Source organism: Micromonospora sp. NPDC005206, assembly GCF_040608175.1.
Lineage (GTDB): Bacteria > Actinomycetota > Actinomycetes > Mycobacteriales > Micromonosporaceae > Micromonospora.
This window is the reverse complement of sequence record NZ_JBEXHU010000020.1, coordinates 41503-61608: the sequence shown is the minus strand read 5'-3', so window position 1 is coordinate 61608 and position 20106 is coordinate 41503. Positions and strand designations below refer to the sequence as shown.

General features: G+C 72.0%; 17 protein-coding genes. 5 read left to right on the top strand and 12 right to left on the bottom strand.

The annotated features are described in order from the left end of the window. Positions 1-149: 149 nt before the first annotated feature. Entirely contained in the window at positions 150-704 is a 555-nt protein-coding gene (locus ABZU69_RS27915) for a carboxymuconolactone decarboxylase family protein (protein WP_354967280.1), read from the bottom strand. 89 nt (positions 705-793) lie between these two features. On the opposite strand from ABZU69_RS27915, the gene ABZU69_RS27910 reads away from it, so the two are divergent. Together ABZU69_RS27910 and ABZU69_RS27905 are read left to right on the top strand one after the other, a co-directional pair. After that, positions 794-1270 carry a MarR family transcriptional regulator gene (locus tag ABZU69_RS27910; RefSeq protein ID WP_354967279.1) on the top strand — a complete coding sequence of 159 codons (477 nt, stop codon included), beginning with the start codon at positions 794-796 and terminating at the stop codon, positions 1268-1270. Between the two features lie 58 nt (positions 1271-1328). Next, complete coding sequence (locus ABZU69_RS27905) at positions 1329-1538, top strand: hypothetical protein (RefSeq protein ID WP_354967278.1); 210 nt, start codon at positions 1329-1331, stop codon at positions 1536-1538. Here the strand turns inward: ABZU69_RS27905 and ccsB are convergent. The 6 genes from ccsB to hemL all read right to left on the bottom strand — a co-directional run bounded on the left by ccsB (position 1504) and on the right by hemL (position 7605). Beyond that, positions 1504-2478, bottom strand: a complete 975-nt coding sequence (ccsB, locus tag ABZU69_RS27900; protein WP_354967277.1) for a c-type cytochrome biogenesis protein CcsB — start codon at positions 2476-2478, stop codon at positions 1504-1506. The two genes, ABZU69_RS27905 and ccsB, sit on opposite strands and share 35 nt — an antisense overlap. Then, complete coding sequence (locus tag ABZU69_RS27895) at positions 2478-4121, bottom strand: cytochrome c biogenesis protein ResB (protein ID WP_354967276.1); 1644 nt, start codon at positions 4119-4121, stop codon at positions 2478-2480. The genes ccsB and ABZU69_RS27895 overlap by 1 nt, the downstream gene beginning before the upstream one ends. Then, positions 4121-4990: a cytochrome c biogenesis protein CcdA gene (locus ABZU69_RS27890; RefSeq protein WP_354967275.1), complete on the bottom strand. Its 870-nt coding sequence runs from the start codon at positions 4988-4990 to the stop codon at positions 4121-4123. The genes ABZU69_RS27895 and ABZU69_RS27890 overlap by 1 nt, the downstream gene beginning before the upstream one ends. Next, entirely contained in the window at positions 4990-5556 is a 567-nt protein-coding gene (locus tag ABZU69_RS27885; RefSeq protein ID WP_354967274.1) for a TlpA disulfide reductase family protein, read from the bottom strand. The genes ABZU69_RS27890 and ABZU69_RS27885 overlap by 1 nt, the downstream gene beginning before the upstream one ends. Next, positions 5556-6203 (bottom strand): histidine phosphatase family protein, encoded by a 648-nt coding sequence (locus tag ABZU69_RS27880; RefSeq protein ID WP_354967273.1) that lies wholly within the window; start codon positions 6201-6203, stop codon positions 5556-5558. Before ABZU69_RS27880 ends, ABZU69_RS27885 begins: the two co-directional genes overlap by 1 nt. A gap of 64 nt (positions 6204-6267) precedes the next feature. Further along, on the bottom strand, positions 6268-7605 hold the full coding sequence (gene hemL / locus ABZU69_RS27875; RefSeq protein ID WP_354967272.1) for a glutamate-1-semialdehyde 2,1-aminomutase: 1338 nt from the start codon (positions 7603-7605) through the stop codon (positions 6268-6270). 163 nt (positions 7606-7768) lie between these two features. On the opposite strand from hemL, the gene ABZU69_RS27870 reads away from it, so the two are divergent. Further along, positions 7769-8104, top strand: a complete 336-nt coding sequence (locus ABZU69_RS27870) for an STAS domain-containing protein (protein WP_053652159.1) — start codon at positions 7769-7771, stop codon at positions 8102-8104. 112 nt (positions 8105-8216) lie between these two features. On the opposite strand, the gene ABZU69_RS27865 is transcribed toward ABZU69_RS27870, so the two are convergent. Together ABZU69_RS27865 and ABZU69_RS27860 are read right to left on the bottom strand one after the other, a co-directional pair. Further along, a complete protein-coding gene (locus ABZU69_RS27865) occupies positions 8217-9830 on the bottom strand; it encodes an ABC transporter permease (protein WP_354967271.1) in 1614 nt (537 codons plus the stop codon). Beyond that, positions 9827-10726, bottom strand: coding sequence for an ABC transporter ATP-binding protein (locus tag ABZU69_RS27860; protein WP_354967270.1), 900 nt, complete (start codon positions 10724-10726; stop codon positions 9827-9829). Before ABZU69_RS27860 ends, ABZU69_RS27865 begins: the two co-directional genes overlap by 4 nt. A 91-nt stretch (positions 10727-10817) precedes the next feature. On the opposite strand from ABZU69_RS27860, the gene ABZU69_RS27855 reads away from it, so the two are divergent. Further along, entirely contained in the window at positions 10818-11312 is a 495-nt protein-coding gene (locus ABZU69_RS27855; RefSeq protein WP_354967269.1) for a MarR family transcriptional regulator, read from the top strand. Positions 11313-11321: 9 nt separating this feature from the next. Here ABZU69_RS27855 and ABZU69_RS27850 read toward each other — a convergent pair whose 3' ends face one another. Together ABZU69_RS27850 and ABZU69_RS27845 are read right to left on the bottom strand one after the other, a co-directional pair. Further along, entirely contained in the window at positions 11322-11876 is a 555-nt protein-coding gene (locus ABZU69_RS27850; RefSeq protein ID WP_354967268.1) for a response regulator, read from the bottom strand. Then, positions 11873-16240 carry a HAMP domain-containing protein gene (locus ABZU69_RS27845; protein ID WP_354967267.1) on the bottom strand — a complete coding sequence of 1456 codons (4368 nt, stop codon included), beginning with the start codon at positions 16238-16240 and terminating at the stop codon, positions 11873-11875. Before ABZU69_RS27845 ends, ABZU69_RS27850 begins: the two co-directional genes overlap by 4 nt. Positions 16241-16573: 333 nt before the next feature. Here ABZU69_RS27845 and ABZU69_RS27840 point away from each other — a divergent pair, with 333 nt between their 5' ends. Next, on the top strand, positions 16574-18649 hold the full coding sequence (locus ABZU69_RS27840; protein ID WP_354967266.1) for a SpoIIE family protein phosphatase: 2076 nt from the start codon (positions 16574-16576) through the stop codon (positions 18647-18649). An 83-nt stretch (positions 18650-18732) separates the two neighbouring features. On the opposite strand, the gene ABZU69_RS27835 is transcribed toward ABZU69_RS27840, so the two are convergent. Beyond that, positions 18733-20091: an FAD-binding oxidoreductase gene (locus ABZU69_RS27835; protein WP_354967265.1), complete on the bottom strand. Its 1359-nt coding sequence runs from the start codon at positions 20089-20091 to the stop codon at positions 18733-18735. Positions 20092-20106 lie beyond the last annotated feature (15 nt).

Sequence of the window (20106 nt, the reverse complement as noted above, 5' to 3'; positions counted from 1 at the left end):
GTGCTGTGACGCTCGCAATGGCCCGGGACCGGTCCCGACGCGCGCCTAGATCCACTCGACTTCCGGGAAGTCGGGGTGTCCCGCAGCGTTCGACAGACCGACTTCCCAGACGTCGTGTTGATCAACGGGCGCGGACGGCGGGTGGCGGCTCAGGCGGCGGGCGTCCAGGCATGGGCGGCCAACGGCGGGTCGAGCGGCGCGCGGGTGAGCCGGTTGGCGAAGGCGGAGATGGTGTACGCACCGACGCCGAGCACCACGTCCAACGCGTGCCGTGGTTGGTAGCCGGCGGAGAGGAAGTCGTCCAACTCGTCGTCGGGCACCGCGCCCCGGTGGTCGAGCACGGCCAGCGTGAATCGGCGCAGTGCCTCCAGCCGTGGCTCGGCCAGCGCCGTGCGGGCGCGCAGCGCGGTGATCAGCTCGGTGCTCGCGCCGAGCTGGGTGAGCTTGCCGGTGTGCAGGGAGACGCAGACGTGGCACTCGTGGGTGGTCGAGACGGTCAGGATGACCACCTCCCGCTCCAAGGGTGTGAGGGCGGTCTGTTCGAAGCCCGCGCTCGCGGTGAAGAAGCCGGCGAGCAGTTGTGGCGACCCGGCCATCAGCCCCACCGGGGTCGGCAGCCAGCCGAGGCGGCGGCGTACTCCCTCGACGGTCGGGCGGGCGGCGGCGGGCGCGGTGTCGACGGTGTGGGCGGTGAAGACGGACATGGTTACCTGCTCTCGCAGCGTGGGTGTCGGCGACGCGTCCGGTAGGATGGTCAACGTGGTTGACGAAATAGTAAACGAGGTTGTCGAAGATGGCAACGGCTGATCCGGGACGGCCGGGCTTCCTGCTGCCCCTGCTGCTGTTGGCCGGCTTCCGTACGCTCATCGACGACCTGCACGCCGAGTTGGCCCGCGAGGGGCATCCGGAGCTGCGACCACTGCATGGGTTCGTGCTCCAGGCCGTCGGCCCCGACGGCACCACCGCCAGCGAGCTGGGGCAGCGGCTGGGCGTCTCGAAGCAGGCGGCCGGCAAGACGGTGGACCGGCTGGTCGCCCTCGGCTACCTGGAGCGGGCCGACGACCCGCGGGACGCCCGGCGCAAGCTGGTCCGGATGACCGAGCGCGGGCACGACGGGTTACGACGCTCGGCGGTCATCTTCGACCAGCTCCGGCAGCGATGGGCGGACACGCTCGGCCCGGAGCGGGTCACCGCCATTGAGGACGACCTGCGCAGCGTCACCCCCGCGAACTGGTTCCGCCTCGACGTGCCCGGCTGGTTCGGCGCCTGACCGCGGGAAATGTCACCGGCTCTGGCGCCCCGACCCCGCGGGGGCGGAGCCTGAGGGCATGTCGGACGCGTACATCGTCGGGGACCCGGACGGACTCTCACCCCTGTTGGCCGAGCTGCGCGACGCGGTCGCCCGGGAGCTGCACGCGCAGCTCGCGCTGCGCGCGGAACGCATCGAACTGGCCGACGTGCCGGAGGTGGCCTACCAGGTCACCCTGCGAATCGACGAGCTGCTCAGTCGAGGCCGCCGTACGAGTGCAGGCCGGTGAAGAAGATGTTCACGCCGAACAGGTTCATCAGCATGGTGAGGAAGCCGAGCACCGCCAGCCAGGTGGCCACGTTGCGCTTGACGCTGGGCGTGGCCCGGGCGTGCAGGTAGCCCGCGTACACCACCCAGGAGATGAACGCCCAGGTCTCCTTCGGGTCCCAGCCCCACGGCCGTCCCCAGGCCGCCTCGGCCCAGACCGCCCCGGCGATCACCGCGAAGGTGAAGATCGGGAAGGCGAAGGCATGCAGCGCGAAGGTCAGCCGCTCCAGGCTGACCGCACCCGGCAGACGCTTGGCCAGGGTGTACGGGAAGCTCCGCTTGCCCTGCTCGTACCCGGCGCGCATCAGGTAGCCGACCGCCGGCACCACGCCGAGCAGGAAGATGCCCGACGAGAAGACGATCGTCGAGACGTGGATGACGAACCAGTACGAGTTGAGCGCCGGCACCAGCGGCACGATCGGCACGTACAGCACCAGCTCGGCGGTGGCCACCAGCAGCACCATCACCAGGGTGAGGAACAGCCCGAGCTTGCGCAGCGACGGGCGCTTCCAGAGCACCACCAGCCAGGCCGCGACCCCGATGAACGTCACCGTGAGCACGAACTCGTACATGTTGCCCCAGGGCATCCGGTCGGCCGCGAGGCCCCGCGTGACCAGCGCCGCCAGGTGCAGCGCGGCCGCGAGCCCGGTGGCCCCGACCGCGATCAGTCCGGCGATCCGGGCACGCCGCGCCGAGCGGTCCACCACGGCCGACGGCGGGACCGGCGCGGGCGACGCGGGTACGCCGCCGCCCCCGACGCCGGCGCCCACCAGCTCGCGGGCGGGAGCCGCGGCGACCCGGGCGCGAGTGTTGCCGAGTGCGTACTCCACGGCATGGCAGATCATCGCGACCAGGTACGCCAGGATCGCGAAGGTCACCAGATTGTCGGAGAGTGCGGACATCACTCGGTCCCTTCTCGCACGCCGGCCCGGTCACTGGAGTCAGCACCCGTGCCCGGTCGCTCATCACCGCGGACCGCGGCGACGAGCTGGGCGAACTCGTCGGCGAACCCTGGATAGTCGGTGCGCGGCAACCCGCCGACCTCCATCAAACTACTACCGCCCGTCGGAGATCCTTCCGCGGGGTCGGCCGGCATCACCCGGAAGAACACCCGGCGGCGCCGCCCGAACAGCGACCCCATCAGCCCCACCAGCAGGAAACCGCAGCTGATCAGCAGCATCGTCGAGCCGGGGTCGTGCCGCACGGAGAGGGTCACGTACCGCTCGGTGCCCAGGAACTCGACCTTGCTGCCGTCGTCCAACGTCCAGGTCTCGCCCTTGCGGAGCAGCTTGGTGCCGACCTCCTTGACCTTGCCGGTCCGCACCTGCCGCTGGTCGAGCTGGTAGATCGAGCCGGGGATGCCGGCGTCCAGGCCGAGGTTGCCCCGGTAGGCGACCAGGTTGAGCGCCGGGTTGCGCTCGGTCGGGTACTCCGAGCGGGCGAACGGTGCCTGCTGCGGGGCCGTGGGCAGGTAGATGCCGGTGAACGCCATCTGCTCGTCCGGCGCGCGCTGCCCGGTCCGCGGGTCGACGTTCGCGTCCGGGAAGGCCGCCAGCCCCTCGCCGGTCAGGCCCATGTCGCCGGTGGTCAGGAACGGCTCGTCGCTGACCTGGGAGCGGCCGAACCGGTCGGTGTAGCGGATGACCGGGGCGTACCCGTGGCCCAGCAGGTAGACGTTCGCGTCGTTCAACCGCAGTGGTGAGTTCACCGAGAAGTCCGCGCTGCGGGTCGGCTCGTCGGGGCCGTCGACGGTCACCCGGGCGTTGAAGAACTCCGGCTGGCCGGAGGCCAGGAACCGGGCCTGGAAGTCGTCCAGCCGCAGGCAGAAGCGGGGCAGGTCCTCGCTGTCGACCCGAGGGCCGAGCTTCGTCTCGGCGTACTGCTGCCGGGTGTTGCAGAAGGCGTTGTCCGTGCCCGCCACCAGCAGCCGGTTGCCGCTCCAGCCGTACCACGAGCCGAGCGCGACGCCGATCAGCACGGCGATCAGCGAGGTGTGGAACAGCAGGTTGCCGGTCTCCTTGAGATAGCCCTTCTCGGCGGAGACCTCGTCGCCGCGCACCTCCACCCGCCACCGCCGCTTGCGCAGCACCTCGGCGATGGCCGCCGCGCCACCCGCCGGGGCGGGCAGCAGCGCGTGCTGCGGCAACCGCTTCATCCGCTTCGGCACGGCCGGCGGCCGGGACCGCAGCGCCCGGACGTGGTCGCGCAGGCGGGGCGTGATGCAGCCGATCAGCGAGGTGAACAGCAGCAGGTAGATCGCGGAGAACCAGACCGAGCCGAAGACCTCGAACGCGCCGATCCGGTCCAGCCGGGGGGCCAGATCCGGGTGGTCGGTAAAGTACTGGTTGACCTTCTCCGGGCTGATCCCGCGCTGCGGCAGCACCGAGCCGGGGATGGCGGCGACCGCGAGCAGGAAGAGCAGGATCAGCGCCGTACGCATGCTGGTCAACTGCCGCCACGAGTTGCGCAGCAGCGCCAGCAGCCGGTTGGGGCGGCGCCGGGGCGCCGGGGCCGCGGTCTCCGGCCGGTCGTCCACGACCGTCATCAGATGCTCACCTCGCCCACCCCGACGGTGGTCTGCAACCAGATCACGAAGCTCTGCCATCCGCCGGTGACCAGCGCCAGGCCGATCAGGATGAGCAGGGCGCCGCCGACCCGGGTGACCCAGCGGCTGTTGCGCCGGACGGCGCGGAAGACCCCGAGCAGGCGCTGGAAACCCAGCCCGAAGACGACGAACGGTATCCCCAGCCCGAGGCAGTACGCCACGGCGAGCACCACGGCGCGGTCGCTCTGCCCGCTCGCGGTGGCCATGCCCATCACCGCGCCGAGCGTGGGGCCGGTGCAGGGCACCCAGCTGAGCGCGAAGACCGCGCCGAAGACCGGTGCGCCGAGCAGCCCTGCGGACGGCAGCCGGGAGATCCGGAACTCCCGTTGCAGGGCCGGGATCATCCCGAGGTAGCCCAGCCCGAGCACGATGATCAGCACGCCGATCACGATCTCCAGCTGGCGCTCGTAGTCGAAGAAGACCCGACCGATGCTCGCGAACAGGATCGCGGTGGCCACGAAGACGACGGTGAAGCCGGCGATGAAGAGCAGCGTTCCCGCGAGCACCCGGCCCTTGACGGCACCGGCCCGTGCGATCCGCTCCCTTACCGCGACACCCCCGCCGTCGCCGTCGCGTGCCTCCGCAGCGTTAAGAGGGGGCCCTTCCTCTACCGCAGGCGTTAATAAGGTGCCCTTCCTTGCACTGCCTTCGAGGTCGGAGCCGGCGAGGCCGGTGACGTACGAGAGGTAGCCGGGGACCAGCGGGAGCACGCATGGGGAGAGGAAGCTGACCAGGCCGGCGAGCGCCGCGGCGCCGATGGCGAGCAGCAGCGGCCCGCTCAGGGCCAACTCCCGGAAGGTCTCGCCCATCAGTTCGGCGCCGGTTTCTCGGCCGCGATCCGTTCGACGATCGGTTGCAGGCCCTCCTGCTTGACCGCCGCCCGGATCACCGTGGCGATCCGGCCCTCCCGGTCCAGCACCACCGTCGCCGGGATGCTGTTCGGCGGAATGTCCAGGGCGAGCGCCAGCTTGCTCGGCGGGTCGAACAGGCTCGGATAGGTGACCCGGCCCTCCTCGAACGCCTTGGCCTTGTCCCGCTGGTCCTGCACGTTGATGCCGAGGAAGTTCACCCCGGAGCCCTTGGTGGCCTGGTAGGTCGCTTCCAGGTCGTCCGCCTCCGCGCGGCACGGCGCGCACCAGGAACCCCAGAAGTTGACCACCACGACCTGGCCGCGGGCCTCGCTGACGTCGTAGCTGCCGCCGGTGAGCAGTTCACCGGCGAGCGTCGGAGGTGCCGAACGCTGGTCCGGAGCGCACTCGATGACCCCGTCGGAGGTGGTCGTGCAGGTCTTCTCCCGGCCCTGCGACGTGCAGCCGACCAGCGCCACCGCGGCGACGGTGGCGAGCAGGCCGGCGGTCCACCTCCGGGCGTTCATCAGGCGCCCTTGGCCGTCCGGGCGGTCGCGGAGAGGGCGATCAGGTGCGCTGCCGGCTCGCTGTAGCCGATGCCCACCACCTTCGCGCCGTCGAAGTGGAACGACGTGAGGCTGGCCAGCCCGCACTGCCGCCTGCGCGGGTCGTGCCAGAGCCGCTTGCGCTCGACGTACCGGCGCAGCGTCCAGATCGGGAGCTGGTGCGAGACCAGCACCGCCTCGCGTCCCTCGGCGGCGACCCGGGCGGCGTGCACGGCGGCGAACATCCGCTCCGCGATGACCCGGTACGCCTCGCCCCAGGACGGGGTCACCGGGTCGCGCAGCACCCACCAGTTGCGCGGGTCGCGGAACGACCCGTCGCCCGGCGACACCTTCTTGCCCTCGAACCAGTTGGCGCTCTCGATCAGCCGCTCGTCCACCCCGACCGGCAGCCCGAACTGGGCGGCGATCGGCTCGGCGGTCTGCTGTGCGCGCTCCAGCGGGCTGGCCACCACGTGCACGATCTCCCGCTCGGCCAGCCCCTGCGCGGCGGCCTTGGCCATCTGCACACCCAGCTCGGAGAGGCGGAAACCGGGCAGCCGGCCGTAGAGGATCTGGTCGGGGTTGTGCACCTCGCCGTGCCGAAGCACGTGGACCACCGTCTTGCTCACTGCTGCGCCCCCCTCGTTCGCGACTGCGGGGCTCGCAAAACCGGCTCACTCCTCGCGCTCACCGCTACCCCCCGTGACCCGCCGCTGCCGCCGCGTTGGCCGCCGTCGGCAGCGCGGCGGCGATCTGCTCCAGAGCGGCGTCGTCGATCGCCGCCGACACGAACCACGACTCGAACGCGCTTGGCGGCAGGTAGACGCCGGCGGCGAGCATCGCGTGGAAGAACGCCTTGAACGCCGGCACCTGCTGCGTGCGGGCGCTGTCGTAGTCGACCACGTCGGCGTCGGTGAAGAAGATGGAGAACATGCTGCCCGCGTACGACAGTCGGTGCGGGACCCCGGCGGCGGCCAGCGCGTCGGCGGCCAGCTTGCCCACGACGGCGGCGGTCTGGTCGAGGCGGCGGTACAGCTCGTCGTCGGCCAGCCGCAGGGTGGCCAGGCCGGCGGCGCAGGCCAGCGGGTTACCGGAGAGCGTGCCGGCCTGGTAGACCGGGCCGGCCGGGGCGAGCCGCGCCATGATCTCGGCGCGCCCGCCGAACGCGGCGGCGGGCAGCCCGCCACCCATGACCTTGCCGTACGTCCACAGGTCGGCGTCGGACGGGTCGAGGCCGTGCCAGCCGGCGCGGGACACCCGGAACCCGGTCATCACCTCGTCCACCACGAGCAGCGCGCCGTGCGCGTGCGCGATCCGGGCGAGCTGCTGGTTGAAGCCGTCGCGGGGGGCGACCACACCCATGTTGCCGGCGGCGGCCTCGGTGATCACCGCGGCGATGTGCGGACCCTCGGCGGCGAAGGCCTCCTCGACCGCCCTGATGTCGTTGTACGGCAGCACGATCGTCTCGCTGGCCGCCGCGCCGGTGACGCCGGGCGAGTCGGGCAGGCCCAGGGTGGCCACGCCGGAGCCGGCGGACGCGAGCAGCGCGTCGACGTGCCCGTGGTAGCAGCCGGCGAACTTAACGATCTTGGAGCGGCCGGTGAAGCCGCGGGCCAGCCGGATCGCCGACATGGTCGCCTCGGTGCCGGAGTTGACCAGGCGTACCTGCTCCACCGGCGTCCGGTCGACGATCTCGGCGGCCAGTTCCACCTCAGCCGGGGTGGGGGTGCCGAAGCTGGTGCCCAGAGCGGCGGCGGCCTGCACGGCGTCCACCACCTCCGGGTGCGCGTGCCCGAGGATCAGCGGACCCCAGGAGCAGACCAGGTCCACGTAGCGGCGGCCGTCGGCGTCGTGCAGCCAGGGACCCTCGCCTCGAACCATGAAGCGGGGGGTGCCGCCGACCGCCTGGAAGGCGCGCACAGGGGAGTTCACCCCGCCTGGCACGATGGCGCGGGCGCGGTGGAACAGGGCCTCGGAGGCCGGAGCGTCGGCCGGGTAGCGGCCGGATCCGGCGGAGAAGGTGTCGGTCACGATGCCGCCATTGTGTCAGCGGCGGACGGCCAATCAGCAGCCACCCCGGGCTGGGGTTACCGGGCTCACCCGCCTCCGGCCCCCGGCCGCGGCGCCGACACGGGACGGCGGTGGCTGTCGGCCTCGACAGGCCGGGTCGTCCGGATCGCGCTAGGCTGACCGGGTGGATCGCGCCGAACTGTCCATCACGCTCCACCGGACGGGCGACGAAGCCGTGCTGCGCCTGGCCGGTGAGATCGACATGCTCACGGCCGCGCAGCTCTCCACCGTGGTCAACGAGGTGCTGGCCGACCCGCCCCCGCGGATCGTGCTCGACCTGGGTGGCGTCACCTTCTGCGACTCGCAGGGCCTGGGCACCCTGGTCGTGCTCAGCCGCAAGGCCAGCCATGCCCAGAGCCTGCTGATGCTGACCCACGTGGGCGACTTCCTGATCCGCGTCCTGGACATCACCGGCCTCCGCAGCGCCCTGATGATCCGCAACGACCAGCCCGCGGGCTGACCCCTCCCCCTCCCCGCCGGCCCGCGCCTCCCCTGTTGATCATGAAGTTATTGCCACTTCCTGTCCCATTTGTCGGCAATAACCTCATGATCAACGCCTTGGATCGGGCCGGTCAGGGGGTGGGGACGTCCCGGGTTTGGAAGGTTTTCAGGGCTGCCGCGGTCAGGGCGGCTGTCACGGCGGCCAGGGCGACCAGCGGGGTGACGGTCCAGTCGGGGCCGAGGACCTGTGGGGTGTGGGTGAACGGGGAGAGGTCCAGCGCCCATTGGTCCAGCTCCAGCACCGCACCGAGCTGACCGAGCAGCAGGCAGCCGGCGAGCACCGCCCAGGCGCCCGTGGAGAACCGGGGCAGCCAGCCGACCAGCAACGCCGCCAGCCCGGCCAGCACCCAGGCCGCCGGCACCTGGGCCAGGCCGGCACCGAGCAGCCGGGGCAGCTCGCCCCCGACGTCGCCCACGCTGAGGCCGTATGCCAGCCCGGTGGCGAGCCCGGTCACGGAGAGCACCACCGCCGGGCCGAGCAGGGCGAAGAGCAGGTGCGCCGCCAGCCAGCGGGTCCGGCTCACCGCCGTGGCGAGCAGCGGTTCAGCCCGCCCGGCGGTCTCCTCCGCCCGCGCCCGCAGCGCGGCCTGGATGCCGTACCCGGCGGCGGCCAGCGCGGTCAGGCTCAACGTCCCACCGAGGTACGCCTCCGCGAGCGCGGAGGTGCCACCCAACCGTGCCAGGATCTCGGCGACCTGCTGATTGCCCTGCACCGCGTCGCCGGCGGCATCCGCCGCGCCGCCGAGCACCAGGCCGAGCAGCCCGAACCCGACGGTCCAGCCGAGCAACTGGCCCCGATGCAGCCGCCAGGCCAGGCCGAACGGGCCCGCCAGCCGCGGCCCCGCGGTCGCCGGTCCGAGCTGGGGCGGGAACACCCCGGCGCCGAGGTCGCGGCGCACCGAGACGGGGTACGCGACGAGCGCGACCACCGCACTGAACAGCACCGGCAGCAGCAGCACCCACCAGCGCTCGTCGGCGAAGGCCCGAACCCGGGCCGACCAGCCCAGCGGGGAGAGCCAGCTCAGCCACTCCGCGCTCCCGCCGGTGCCGCCGGAACCCCCCGCGTCGCCGGCCAGCCGCAGCACGAAGGCCAGCCCGAGCGCGGCCAGGCCGATCCCGCGCGCCCCGGTCGCGCTCTCGGTGAGCTGCGCGGCCAGCCCGCCGAGCGTGGCGAAGACGATGCCGGTGAGCGCCAGCCCGGCGCCGAAGAGCAGCGAGCCGGCACCGGGCAGGCCTGCGGCGACCAGGCTGCCGGCGGTGAGCAGGCCGAGAAGCAGGTTCGCGGCGTACGTCACCAGCAGCGCGGCGGTCAGCCCGGCGTACCGGCCCAGCACCGTGGCGCCGAGCAGCTCGCGCCGGCCGGCCTCCTCTTCCGTCCGGGTGTGCCGGACCACGGTGAGCACGCTGACCAGTGCGGCGATCAACGCCAGCAGGCCGGCCCGCTGGACGGTGAGCGCGCCGACGCTGTCGCCGTACACCGGGCCGAGCAGGGCGACGATCGACGGGTTGCTCGCCGTACCGGCCAGGTACGTGGCCCGCTCGGCGGCGGTCGGGTACAGCTCGGCGTACGTGCCGGCGTAGCTGGCCGGCAGCACGGCCAGCAGCAGGATCCAGATCGGCAGCACGACCCGGTCCCGGCGCAGGATCAGTCGCACCAGGTGCCTCGTGCCGGTGAACGCGCTCATGAGCGCACCGCCGGCTCGGCCTGGTAGTGCCGCAGGAACAGTTCCTCCAGCGTCGGCGGCTGGCTGACCAGGCTGCGTACGCCGATCTCGGTGAGTCGGCGCAGGGCGGCGTCCAGCGCGCCGTTCTCCACGTCGAAGCGCACCCGGGGCCCGTCCACGCGCAGGTCGTGCACGCCGGCCAGCTTCCCCAGCCCGTCGACCGGGCCGGTCAGCTCGGCTTCGATCGAGGTTCGTCGCAGGTGGCGCAGGTCGGTCAGGGTGCCCGTCTCGACGTCCCGACCGTTGCGGATGATCGTCACCCGGTCGCAGAGCGCCTCCACCTCGGCCAGGATGTGGCTGGAGAGCAGCACGGTGCGGCCGTCGGCCTTCGCCCGGTGGACCCAGTGCTGGAAGACCTCCTCCATCAGCGGGTCCAGGCCGGAGGTCGGCTCGTCCAGGATGAGCAGTTCGGCGTCCGAGGCGAGGGCGGCCACCAGGCCGACCTTCTGCCTGTTGCCCTTGGAGTACGCCCGGCCCTTCTTGCGCGGGTCCAGCTCGAACGAGTCGAGCAGCTCGGCCCGGCGGGCCGGGTCGAGACCGCCGCGCATCCGGCCGAGCAGGTCGATGACCTCCCCGCCGGAGAGGTTGGGCCAGAGCGTCACGTCGCCCGGCACGTACGCCAGCCGGCGGTGCAGGGCCACCGCGTCGCGCCACGGGTCACCACCGAGCAGTCGGACGGCCCCCGCGTCCGCCCGCAGCAGGCCGAGCAGCGCTCGGATGGTGGTCGATTTGCCGGCGCCGTTCGGGCCGAGGAAGCCGTGCACCTCGCCGGCGCGGACGGTCAGGTCGAGACCGTCGAGCGCCCGGGTCCGGCCGAAGGTCTTGACCAGGCCGGACACCTCAATGGGAGTTTCCATGTATCGGAAGCTACACTCGTTTCACAAAGTTGTGAAGACTGTGAGATCCGGGGCACCATCGGGGCCACACGAGCAGGCAGGAGAGATCGTCATGGCAGCCACCGACGGCCACGACCCGGTGCACCTATTCGTCGAGCGGATGGCGTTGACCTTCGCCGAGGTCGGTTCTCCGCGGATGGCCGCCCGGGTGCTGTTCACCGTGATGAGCTCGGACGACCCGTTGACCGCCGCCGAGATCGGCGAGCGGCTCGGAGTGAGCGCGGCGGCGGTCAGCGGTGCGGTCCGCTACCTCACCCAGTTCAGCATGCTGGTCCGCGAACCGGTCCCGAGGTCCCGCCGGGATCGCTACCGGATGCCGGACAACCCCTGGTACGAGGCGACCATCACCAAGACCGGGATCTACAAGGCGTTCATCGACGTCGCCGAGTCCGGGGTGGCCGCCCTCGGGCCAGACACGCCGGCCGGCGAACGAGTGGCCGAGATGCGCGACTTCTTCCTCTTCGTGCAAGAGGAAATCGACTCGCTGGGCGAGCGCTGGCGGGCCCGGCGCGCCGCCACCGGCCACATCCGGCCCGGCGAGGCCTGAGCGTCCCGGTCAGGAGGTGTTGCCCCAGCGGGCCTGCTCGAGCAGCCGCACCGCACGGTCCCGGCTCTCCGGCTCGTCGGAGCGGAGCAGCGTGGTCGCCTCGTCGACCGCGTCGGTGAGCCGCCGCCACTGCGTGTCGCGCTCCCGCACCAGGTCCGACTGGGCGGCCAACTGCCGGGTCTTCACCCACAGCTCGACGAAGACCGACACCTTGGCCCGCAGCACCCACGGATCGAACGGCTTGGTCAGGTAGTCCACCGCGCCCACCTGGTACCCGCGCAGGGCGAGCTGCGCGTCCCGGTCAGCGGCGGTGAGGAAGATGATCGGCACGTGCCGGGTCCGCTCCCGGCGCTTGATGTGGCTGGCCGTCTCGAAGCCGTCCATGTCCGGCATCTGCGCGTCCAGCAGGATCACCGCGAAGTCGTCCACCAACAGCTGCTTGAGCGCCGCCTCGCCGCTCTCCACCGCCACCGACTGAACCGGCAGGCCCTGGAGGATCGCCTCCAGGGCCATCAGATTTTCCCGCCGGTCGTCCACGAGCAGCGCCTTGGCCATCTGGGTCACGAAGTCTCCTCGGTCCGGCTGCCGCTGATCCAGGACGACATCAACTCGATCAGATCGTCCAGGTCTACCGGCTTGGTGATGTAGTCGCTGCCCCCGGCCGCGAGCGCCGACTCACGGTCGCCCGGCATCGCCTTCGCGGTAAGGAAGACGACCGGAAGGTCGGCGAACCGGTGGTTACGCCGGATCTGGCGGGTGGTCTCGTACCCGTCCTGGTCCGGCATCATGGCGTCCATCAGCACGATGTCCACCTCCGGATGCTCGGCCAGCAGGCGGACGCCGTCCGCCCCGTTGTCCGAGTACAGCACGGTCATCCCGTGCAGCTCCAACGCGCTGGTCAGGGCGAAGACGTTGCGCACGTCGTCGTCCACGATCAGCACGGTCGCGCCGTCCAGCTGTCGGGTGGCCGGCGCCTCCGGCCGCTGCGGCAGCAGCTCCAGCGGCGGCATCAGCAGCGACGACGGCAGGCCGGCACGCTGCGGGGACGGTGGCGCAGGCGCGACCACCGCATCCGGGGCCAGCACGTGCGGCACGAACAGGGTGAAGGTCGACCCCTGCCCCGGCGCCGACGCCACCGTGATCGTGCCGCCGATCAGCCGAGCCAGATCACGGCTGATCGACAGGCCCAGGCCGGTGCCACCGTAACGGCGGCTGGTGGTGCCGTCCGCCTGCTGGAACGCCTCGAAGATGATCGACAGCTTGTCGTCGGAGATGCCGATCCCGGTGTCGATCACGGTGAACGCGATCACCTGCTGGGCGTTGGTCAACGCCGGAACGTCGAACACCACGTTCTCCGCCGCCGGGCCGATCCGCAACGTCACCGCGCCGTTGTCGGTGAACTTCACCGCGTTGGAGAGCAGATTGCGCAGGATCTGCTGCAACCGCTGCGCGTCGGTGACCAGCGCCGGCGGCAGATCCTTGCTCACCCGCACCTGGAAGTCCAGGCCCTTCTCCTCGGCCTCCGGTGCGAACGCCTGCTCCACGTAGCCGCGAATCTCCGCGAACCGGATCTCGGTCGGCTCGACGTCCATCCGCCCTGCCTCGATCTTGGACAGGTCCAGGATGTCGTCGATCAGCCTGAGCAGGTCCGAGCCGGCGCTGTGGATGGTCCGGGCGAACTCGATCTGCTTCGGGTTGAGGTTCTGCTCCGAGTTCTCCGCCAGCAGCCGGGCCAGCAGCAGCAACGAGTTCAGCGGCGTCCGCAGCTCGTGGCTCATGTTGGCCAGGAACTCCGACTTGTACGCCGAGGCCCGGGTGAGCTGCTGCGCCTTCTCCTCCAGGCCGAGCCGGGCCAGCTCGATCTCCCGGTTCTTCGTCTCGATGTTGCCCTTCTGCTCGAAGAGCAGCGTGGCCTTCTCCTCCAGCTCGGCGTTGGTGCGCTGCAACTCCGCGGACTGCTCCTGGAGCTCGTGCGCCAGCCGCTGCGACTGGGCCAGCAGCTCCTCCGTACGCCGGTTGGCCTGGATGGTGTTGACCGCGATGCCGATGGTCAGCACCAGCCGCTCCAGGAACGACAGGTGCAGCTCGGAGAAGGCCGCCACGCTGGCGAACTCGATCACCCCGAGCAGCTCCCCCTCGAACAGCACGGGGAGCACCACCAGATCGGACGGGGGTGTCTCGGCCAGCCCCGAGCGCAGGGTGAGCCGGCTGTTCGGGGAGGCGCTGACCCGGATCGTCCGGCGGGAGAGCGCGGTCTGCCCGACCAGCCCCTCGCCCGGCCCGAAGGTGACGTCGTGCCCCCGCGCCACGTACCCGTAGGAGGAGGTCAACCGCAGCCGCATGCTGCCGTCGGTGTCGTCGGCCAGGAAGAAGGCGCCGAGCTGGGCGTCGACCAGCGGGGTCACCTCGGTCATGATCATGCGGCAGACCTCGCCCAGGTCCCGCTGGCCCTGCAACAGACCGCCGATGCGGGCCAGGTTCGAGTCCAGCCAGCCCTGCTCGGCGTTCTTCTTGGTCGTCTCCCGAAGGGTGACGATCATCTGGTTGATGTTGTCCTTCAGCTCGGCGACCTCGCCCTGCGCCTTGACCGCGATCCGCTGGGTCAGGTCGCCGCGGGTCACCGACGTGGACACCTGCGCGATGGCCCGCAGCTGGGTGGTCAGCGTCGAGGCGAGCTGGTTGACGTTCTCGGTGAGGTCCCGCCAGGTGCCGGAGACACCCTTCACCTGCGCCTGACCGCCCAGCTTGCCCTCGATGCCGACCTCACGGGCCACCCGGGTCACCTCGTCGGCGAACGACGAGAGCTGGTCCACCATCGTGTTGACCGTGGACTTCAGCTCCAGGATCTCGCCCTGCGCGTCCACCGTGATCTTCTGGCTCAGGTCGCCCTTGGCCACGGCAGTGGTCACCGAGGCGATGTTGCGGACCTGGCTGGTCAGGTTCGACGCCATCGAGTTGACGTTGTCGGTCAGGTCCCGCCAGGTGCCGGAGACACCCTTCACCTGCGCCTGACCGCCCAGCTTGCCCTCGGTGCCCACCTCACGGGCCACCCGGGTCACCTCGTCGGCGAACGACGACAACTGGTCCACCATCGTGTTGACCGTGGACTTCAACTCCAGGATCTCGCCCCGAGCGTCCACCGTGATCTTCTGTGACAGGTCACCCTTCGCCACCGCCGTCGAGACCTGGGCGATGTTGCGCACCTGGGCCGTCAGGTTCGACGCCATCGAGTTGACGTTGTCGGTCAGGTCCCGCCAGGTGCCGGCGACCCCGCGTACCTGCGCCTGGCCGCCCAGCTTGCCCTCGGTGCCCACCTCGCGGGCCACCCGGGTCACCTCGTCGGCGAACGACGACAGCTGGTCCACCATCGTGTTGACCGTGGACTTCAACTCCAGGATCTCGCCCCGAGCGTCCACCGTGATCTTCTGGCTCAGGTCGCCCTTCGCGACGGCCGTGGTCACCGAGGCGATGTTGCGGACCTGGCTGGTCAGGTTCGACGCCATCGAGTTCACGTTGTCCGTCAGGTCCCGCCACGTACCGCTGACGCCCTTGACCTGCGCCTGGCCGCCCAGGTTGCCCTCGGTGCCCACCTCGCGCGCGACCCGGGTCACCTCGTCGGCGAACGACGACAACTGGTCCACCATCGTGTTGACCGTGTTCTTCAGCTCCAGGATCTCGCCCTGGGCGTCCACCGTGATCTTCTGCGACAGGTCACCCTTGGCGACCGCCGTGGAGACCTGAGAGATGTTGCGGACCTGGCTGGTCAGGTTGCCGGCCAGCTGGTTGACGTTCTCGGTGAGGTCCCGCCAGGTGCCGGAGACCCCGCGTACCTGGGCCTGACCGCCCAGCTTGCCCTCGATGCCCACCTCGCGGGCCACCCGGGTCACCTCGTCGGCGAACGACGACAGCTGGTCCACCATCGTGTTGACGGTGTCCTTCAGTTCCAGGATCTCGCCCTGCGCCGCCACGGTGATCTTCTGCGACAGGTCGCCCCGCGCCACCGCCGTGGAGACCTGGGCGATGTTGCGGACCTGCGCGGTCAGGTTCGACGCCATCGAGTTGACGCTGTCGGTGAGGTCCTTCCAGGTGCCGGCCACGTTCGGCACCTCGGCCTGGCCGCCCAGCTTGCCCTCGGTGCCCACCTCGCGGGCCACCCGGGTCACCTGCTCGGCGAAGAGCCGCAGCGTGTCGGTGAGGTAGTTCATCGTGGCGGCCAGCTCGGCGACCTCACCGCGCGCGCCGACCGTGATCTTCTGCGACAGGTCGCCCTTGGCCACCGCCGTCGCCACCTGCGAGATCGACCGCACCTGGCCGGTCAGGTTCGACGCCATGGTGTTGACCGAGTCGGTGAGGTCCTTCCAGGTGCCGGCGACGCCCCGGACGTCGGCCTGACCGCCCAGCTTGCCCTCGGTGCCCACCTCACGGGCGACCCGGGTCACCTCGTTCGAGAACGACGACAACTGGTCGACCATCGTGTTGACCGTGCGCCCGATGCGCAGGTACTCACCGCGCAGCGGCCGGCCGTCGATCTCCAGCGCCATGTGCTGCGACAGGTCGCCGTCCGCGACCGCCACGATGACCCGGGCGATCTCCGTGGTCGGCCGGCCCAGGTCGTCGATCAGCGAGTTGATCGCCCGCTGCCCCTCCGCCCAGGACCCGTCCAGCCCCTCGTCGTCCAGACGCTCGGTGAGCCGGCCGTCCCGGCCGACGATCCGGCTGATCCGCCGCAGGTCCAGGTACTGGCGCTCCTGGAGCGAGACCACCTCGTTGAAGGCGTCCGCCACCTCGCCGCCCTTACCGGCGCGGCGGGGAAGCCGGACCTTCAGGTCGCCGCGACGGACCCGCCGCAGCGCCTCGGTCAACTCACCGAGGAGCGCCTCGTGGTCGGCTGCGGACGGATCCGCCACCGACTGCTTCGCCGTGGTCATCATTCCTCGCTCAACTCGGGGGCGCCGGTCCGTGCGGACACGCCGACACCCATATTGTGCCCGCGCGCGCCGCAGTGCCAGGGTTCGCGACCCGCCGATCAGCTCCTGCTAACCCTCGAATCCGCTCGATGCCGTCGATTCGGAACGGCCGGTCGCGGACCTCGCCCCGGTGCCGAACCCCGCCGCACCGCACCGATCGCGCCTAACCGGTCGACGTTAAGAAGGGGCCCCTGCTCTACCGCAGGCGTTAACAGGGGGCCCTTCCTTCGTGCGAGTTGGCGGCAATGGCCGATCGGGTTGGCACCCGGTAGGGGGACGGTGGAGGATACGGGGGTGTCAGCCGAGGCGGGGCCCGCGACTGCCGGGGCCCGGAGCGGGGCGGTCCGGCGTGTCCGCCTGCCCGCTGACCGGCGCACGCCGGCTGCCGCTCGGGCGGTGGTCCGCTCGGCGCTGGCCGAGGCGCACCTGGACGAGCTGGCCAACGAGGCGCTGCTGCTCACCACGGAGTTGACCACCAACGCCGTCGAGCACGCCCGTACCGAACTGGACATCGAGGTCGTGACGGACGAGGTCGGGCTGTCCGTGACCGTCTCCGACTTCGCGCCCGGGTCGGGCGATGAGCTGACCGTGGGCACCCGCAACGACGCCACCGAGATCAACGAGGTCTCCGAGCGGGGCCGGGGGCTCCTGCTGGTCGACCACTTCGCCAGCCGCTGGGGCACCACGTACCTGCCCACCGGCAAGGGCGTCTGGTTCCGGCTGGACCGCCCCGGCGTCGACCCGCCGGCCGAGGGCACCGCGGGTGGCGAGTCGATGCCGGGCAGCGCCGGCCCGGGGGCCGCTATCGACAGCTCCGCGCCGAGCGCCAGCGCGATGAGCGAACTCATGCAGACCGCCCCCGACGTGTACGCGGACGATCCGCTGCCTGACTTCGCCACCAACCTGCTCAGCCGGGTGGCCGAAATGGTCGGCGCGGCCGGCGGCATGATCCGCCTGGACCGGGGCGACGGCCAGGGCCGCCAGGTGCTGGCCCGCTTCGGCCGACAGCCCCGCGCCGACACGGAGTTGCTCCGGGTGCCGCTGTCGGTGCACCGCCCGTACGCGGGCGAGCTGGAGCTGGACGCCGCACCGTCGGCGTACGCCCAGCCGCTGGCGGTGCTGACCGCCGAGCGGCTGTCGCTGCACCTTGAGAACGACCGGCTGCGCCGGGCCGACGTCCGCCGGCAGACATGGCTGACGTTCCTGGCCGAGGCGAGCGAGTTGTTGGCCCAGTCGCTGGACGTCGAGCTGACCATGGCGCTGATTCCGCAGCTGGTGGTGCCGCGGCTCGGCCAGTGGTGTGCGGTGCACACCACCGACGAGTGGGGCCGGCTGCGGCTGGCGGCGGCCAGCCACGCGGACGAGTCGGTGCTGCCGCAGCTGCACAAGGTGCTGGCCGAGACGGGTCCGGACTCGATCCAGGCCCGCCTGCGCGAGGCGTCCCGCAGCGCGGGGCAGATCCCGCTCGGCGGGCCGATGGAGGGTTTCGCGGTCCCGTTGATCGCACGTGGGCAGCGGCTCGGCACCCTGACGGTGGGGCGGCACCAGCGGCACCGGCACGACCCGGACGAGGTGTCGGTGCTGGAGGACGTGGCCCGGCGCTCCGCTCTGGCCATCGAGAACGCGCGGATCCACGCCGAACGCCGCCGGGTGGCGCAGACGCTCCAGCAGTCGCTTCTGCCGCCGGTGCTGCCCGTGGTTGACGGGATCGGCTTCGCCGCCGAGTACGTCCCGACCGGCTACGACGCCGAGGTGGGCGGCGACTTCTACGACGTGGTGCCGATGCTCGACGGCCGCTGGCTGGTGGTGATCGGGGACGTCTCGGGCAAGGGCGTCCAGGCGGCTGCGGTGACCGGGCTGGTCCGGGATGTGATCCGGGTGCTGGTCGGCGACGGCAAGCCGTTGCCGGAGGCGCTGGCGCGACTCAACGAGACGTTGGTCGAGCGGGGCGGCGGCCGGTACTGCACGTTGGCCCTGGCGGCGGTCGGGCCGGGCGACGGCGACGGGCTGGACGTCTCGCTGCACCTGGCCGGGCACGACCGGCCGGTGCTGCTGGCCGCGGGTGGCGGCGCCGGTTTCGTGGGCGCCGGGGGCACCGCGCTGGGCCTGCTCGACACGATCACCTCGCCGACGGCGGAGATCACGCTCGCCCCGGGCGACGCCCTGGTCTTCTACACCGACGGGGTCACCGAGCGGCGGCGCGGCCGGGAGTTGTTCGGCACCGACCGGCTGCGGGACGCGGCCGCGCCACTGGCCGGATACTCGGCCGACGTGGTGGCCGCCCGGCTGCGCGCCGCCGCGATCAACTTCTCGGTCGAGCCGCCTCGGGACGACATCGCGATCCTGGTGCTCCGCAACGACGCGGTCTGAGACCGCACCCGGTCATCCCGCCGCCGCTCGACACGCACCGGCGGTGGCTAGACCCACGGCCGACCACAGCGGGCGCGCTCGTGTCACAGGCCGCCGGGGAGGCGGCCGGGGGCGAGCCGGTGTTCCGGGTCGAGATGCTCCTTGGCGGCCCGCAGCCGGGCCAGGCCGGCCAGCTCGCCCCAGAGGTCGACGGCCTGCCGCACCGGCGCGGGGGCGGACACCACCACGCAGCGACCCTGCCGGGCCAGCAGCACGCCCCGGACGGCGGCCAGGATGGACGCCACCCGGTCGGGGGCGAGCGCGCCGGGCAGCGCCGCGTGCACCACACCCAGCCCGGCGGAGCCTCGCACCGGCACCGGGGCGCCGGCCGCGTCGCGCAGCGCATAGACAGCGGCGTGCAGGTCGCTGATCGGCACCTCCAGGCGCAGCGCCGTGTCGCCGGGCGCGAACGGGTACCGGCGCCACCAGGGCGGCGCGGAGTGCGCGACGGTCGCCTCCCCGTGCAGCAGGCCGACCAGGCGCTCGGCGCGCTCCGTGACATCGGCCCGGCCACCCTCGAGCAGCACCACCAGGTTGCCCGCCCGGGACGGGGCACCGGATCGGCCGGACATCGACGGGTGGCGCTCCCGGGCGGTCGTCGCCGGATGCCCGGGCGGGTACGGCGTGCGCGGCCTGGGCGCCCCGGCCGGCAGGTCCAGCTCGATGGCCGCCGGCTCCAGCCGGGCGGCGAGGATCGTCCGGACCAGGTCGTGCACCTCCAGGGGCGTCCACACGGGCCGGGACACCCAGAGCCGGCTGGCTGGCACGGGCTGCACCCGCAGGCTCGCCGAGACCAGCACGCCGAGCGCTCCCTGCGAGCCGCAGAGCAGCCGGGCCAGGTCGAGCCCGGGTGCGCCACCGCCGGCGCTGACCAGCTCGCCGTCGGCTCCCAGGTAGCGGACGCCGAGGAGTTGGTCGCAGGGGCTGCCGTGGCGGTGCCGCAGCGGGCCGGCCTCACCGGCGGCGAGCACCCCGCCGAGCGTCGCCCCGGGTGACGGGGCGTCCATCGCCAACCGTTGCCCGGTGCGCTCCAGAGTGGCCTGCACCGCCCGCAGCGGGGTGCCGGCACCGACCTCGGCGACCGGCGCGCCGACCGGCTCGTGACCGATGCCGGCCAGCCGGCCGGTGTCGAGCATGATGTCGACCTGCGCGGGTGTCGCACCCCAGTCGATCTTCGTGCCGGCGCCCCGTGGCACCACCGCCAGGTTGTGCGTGGCGGCCAGCCGCAGCACCTCGGCCGCGGCGTGCGGGCCGCCGGGCACCGCCACCCAACGCGCCGGCCGACCGGCCACCTCGTCGGCCGGACCGGCGAGCCGGGCGAACGGCGGACCGCAGATCGCCGCCAACCGTCGGGTGATCTCGAGGGCTCCGGACCGGCCGAGGGAACTCGCTGCTGCAGCCATGTCGGTCATCGTACA

Excerpts from the sequence above, each read along its gene's own strand:
- ABZU69_RS27910 (WP_354967279.1), top strand. The coding sequence starts at position 794 with ATGGCAACGGCTGATCCGGGACGGCCGGGCTTCCTGCTGCCCCTGCTG.
- ABZU69_RS27905 (WP_354967278.1), top strand. The coding sequence starts at position 1,329 with ATGTCGGACGCGTACATCGTCGGGGACCCGGACGGACTCTCACCCCTG.
- ccsB (WP_354967277.1), bottom strand. The coding sequence starts at position 2,478 with ATGTCCGCACTCTCCGACAATCTGGTGACCTTCGCGATCCTGGCGTAC.
- ABZU69_RS27895 (WP_354967276.1), bottom strand. The coding sequence starts at position 4,121 with ATGACGGTCGTGGACGACCGGCCGGAGACCGCGGCCCCGGCGCCCCGG.
- ABZU69_RS27885 (WP_354967274.1), bottom strand. The coding sequence starts at position 5,556 with ATGAACGCCCGGAGGTGGACCGCCGGCCTGCTCGCCACCGTCGCCGCG.
- ABZU69_RS27845 (WP_354967267.1), bottom strand. The coding sequence starts at position 16,240 with ATGACCACGGCGAAGCAGTCGGTGGCGGATCCGTCCGCAGCCGACCAC.
- ABZU69_RS27835 (WP_354967265.1), bottom strand. The coding sequence starts at position 20,091 with ATGGCTGCAGCAGCGAGTTCCCTCGGCCGGTCCGGAGCCCTCGAGATC.
- ABZU69_RS27890 (WP_354967275.1), bottom strand. The coding sequence starts at position 4,990 with ATGGGCGAGACCTTCCGGGAGTTGGCCCTGAGCGGGCCGCTGCTGCTC.
- ABZU69_RS27865 (WP_354967271.1), bottom strand. The coding sequence starts at position 9,830 with ATGAGCGCGTTCACCGGCACGAGGCACCTGGTGCGACTGATCCTGCGC.
- ABZU69_RS27855 (WP_354967269.1), top strand. The coding sequence starts at position 10,818 with ATGGCAGCCACCGACGGCCACGACCCGGTGCACCTATTCGTCGAGCGG.
- ABZU69_RS27860 (WP_354967270.1), bottom strand. The coding sequence starts at position 10,726 with ATGGAAACTCCCATTGAGGTGTCCGGCCTGGTCAAGACCTTCGGCCGG.
- ABZU69_RS27915 (WP_354967280.1), bottom strand. The coding sequence starts at position 704 with ATGTCCGTCTTCACCGCCCACACCGTCGACACCGCGCCCGCCGCCGCC.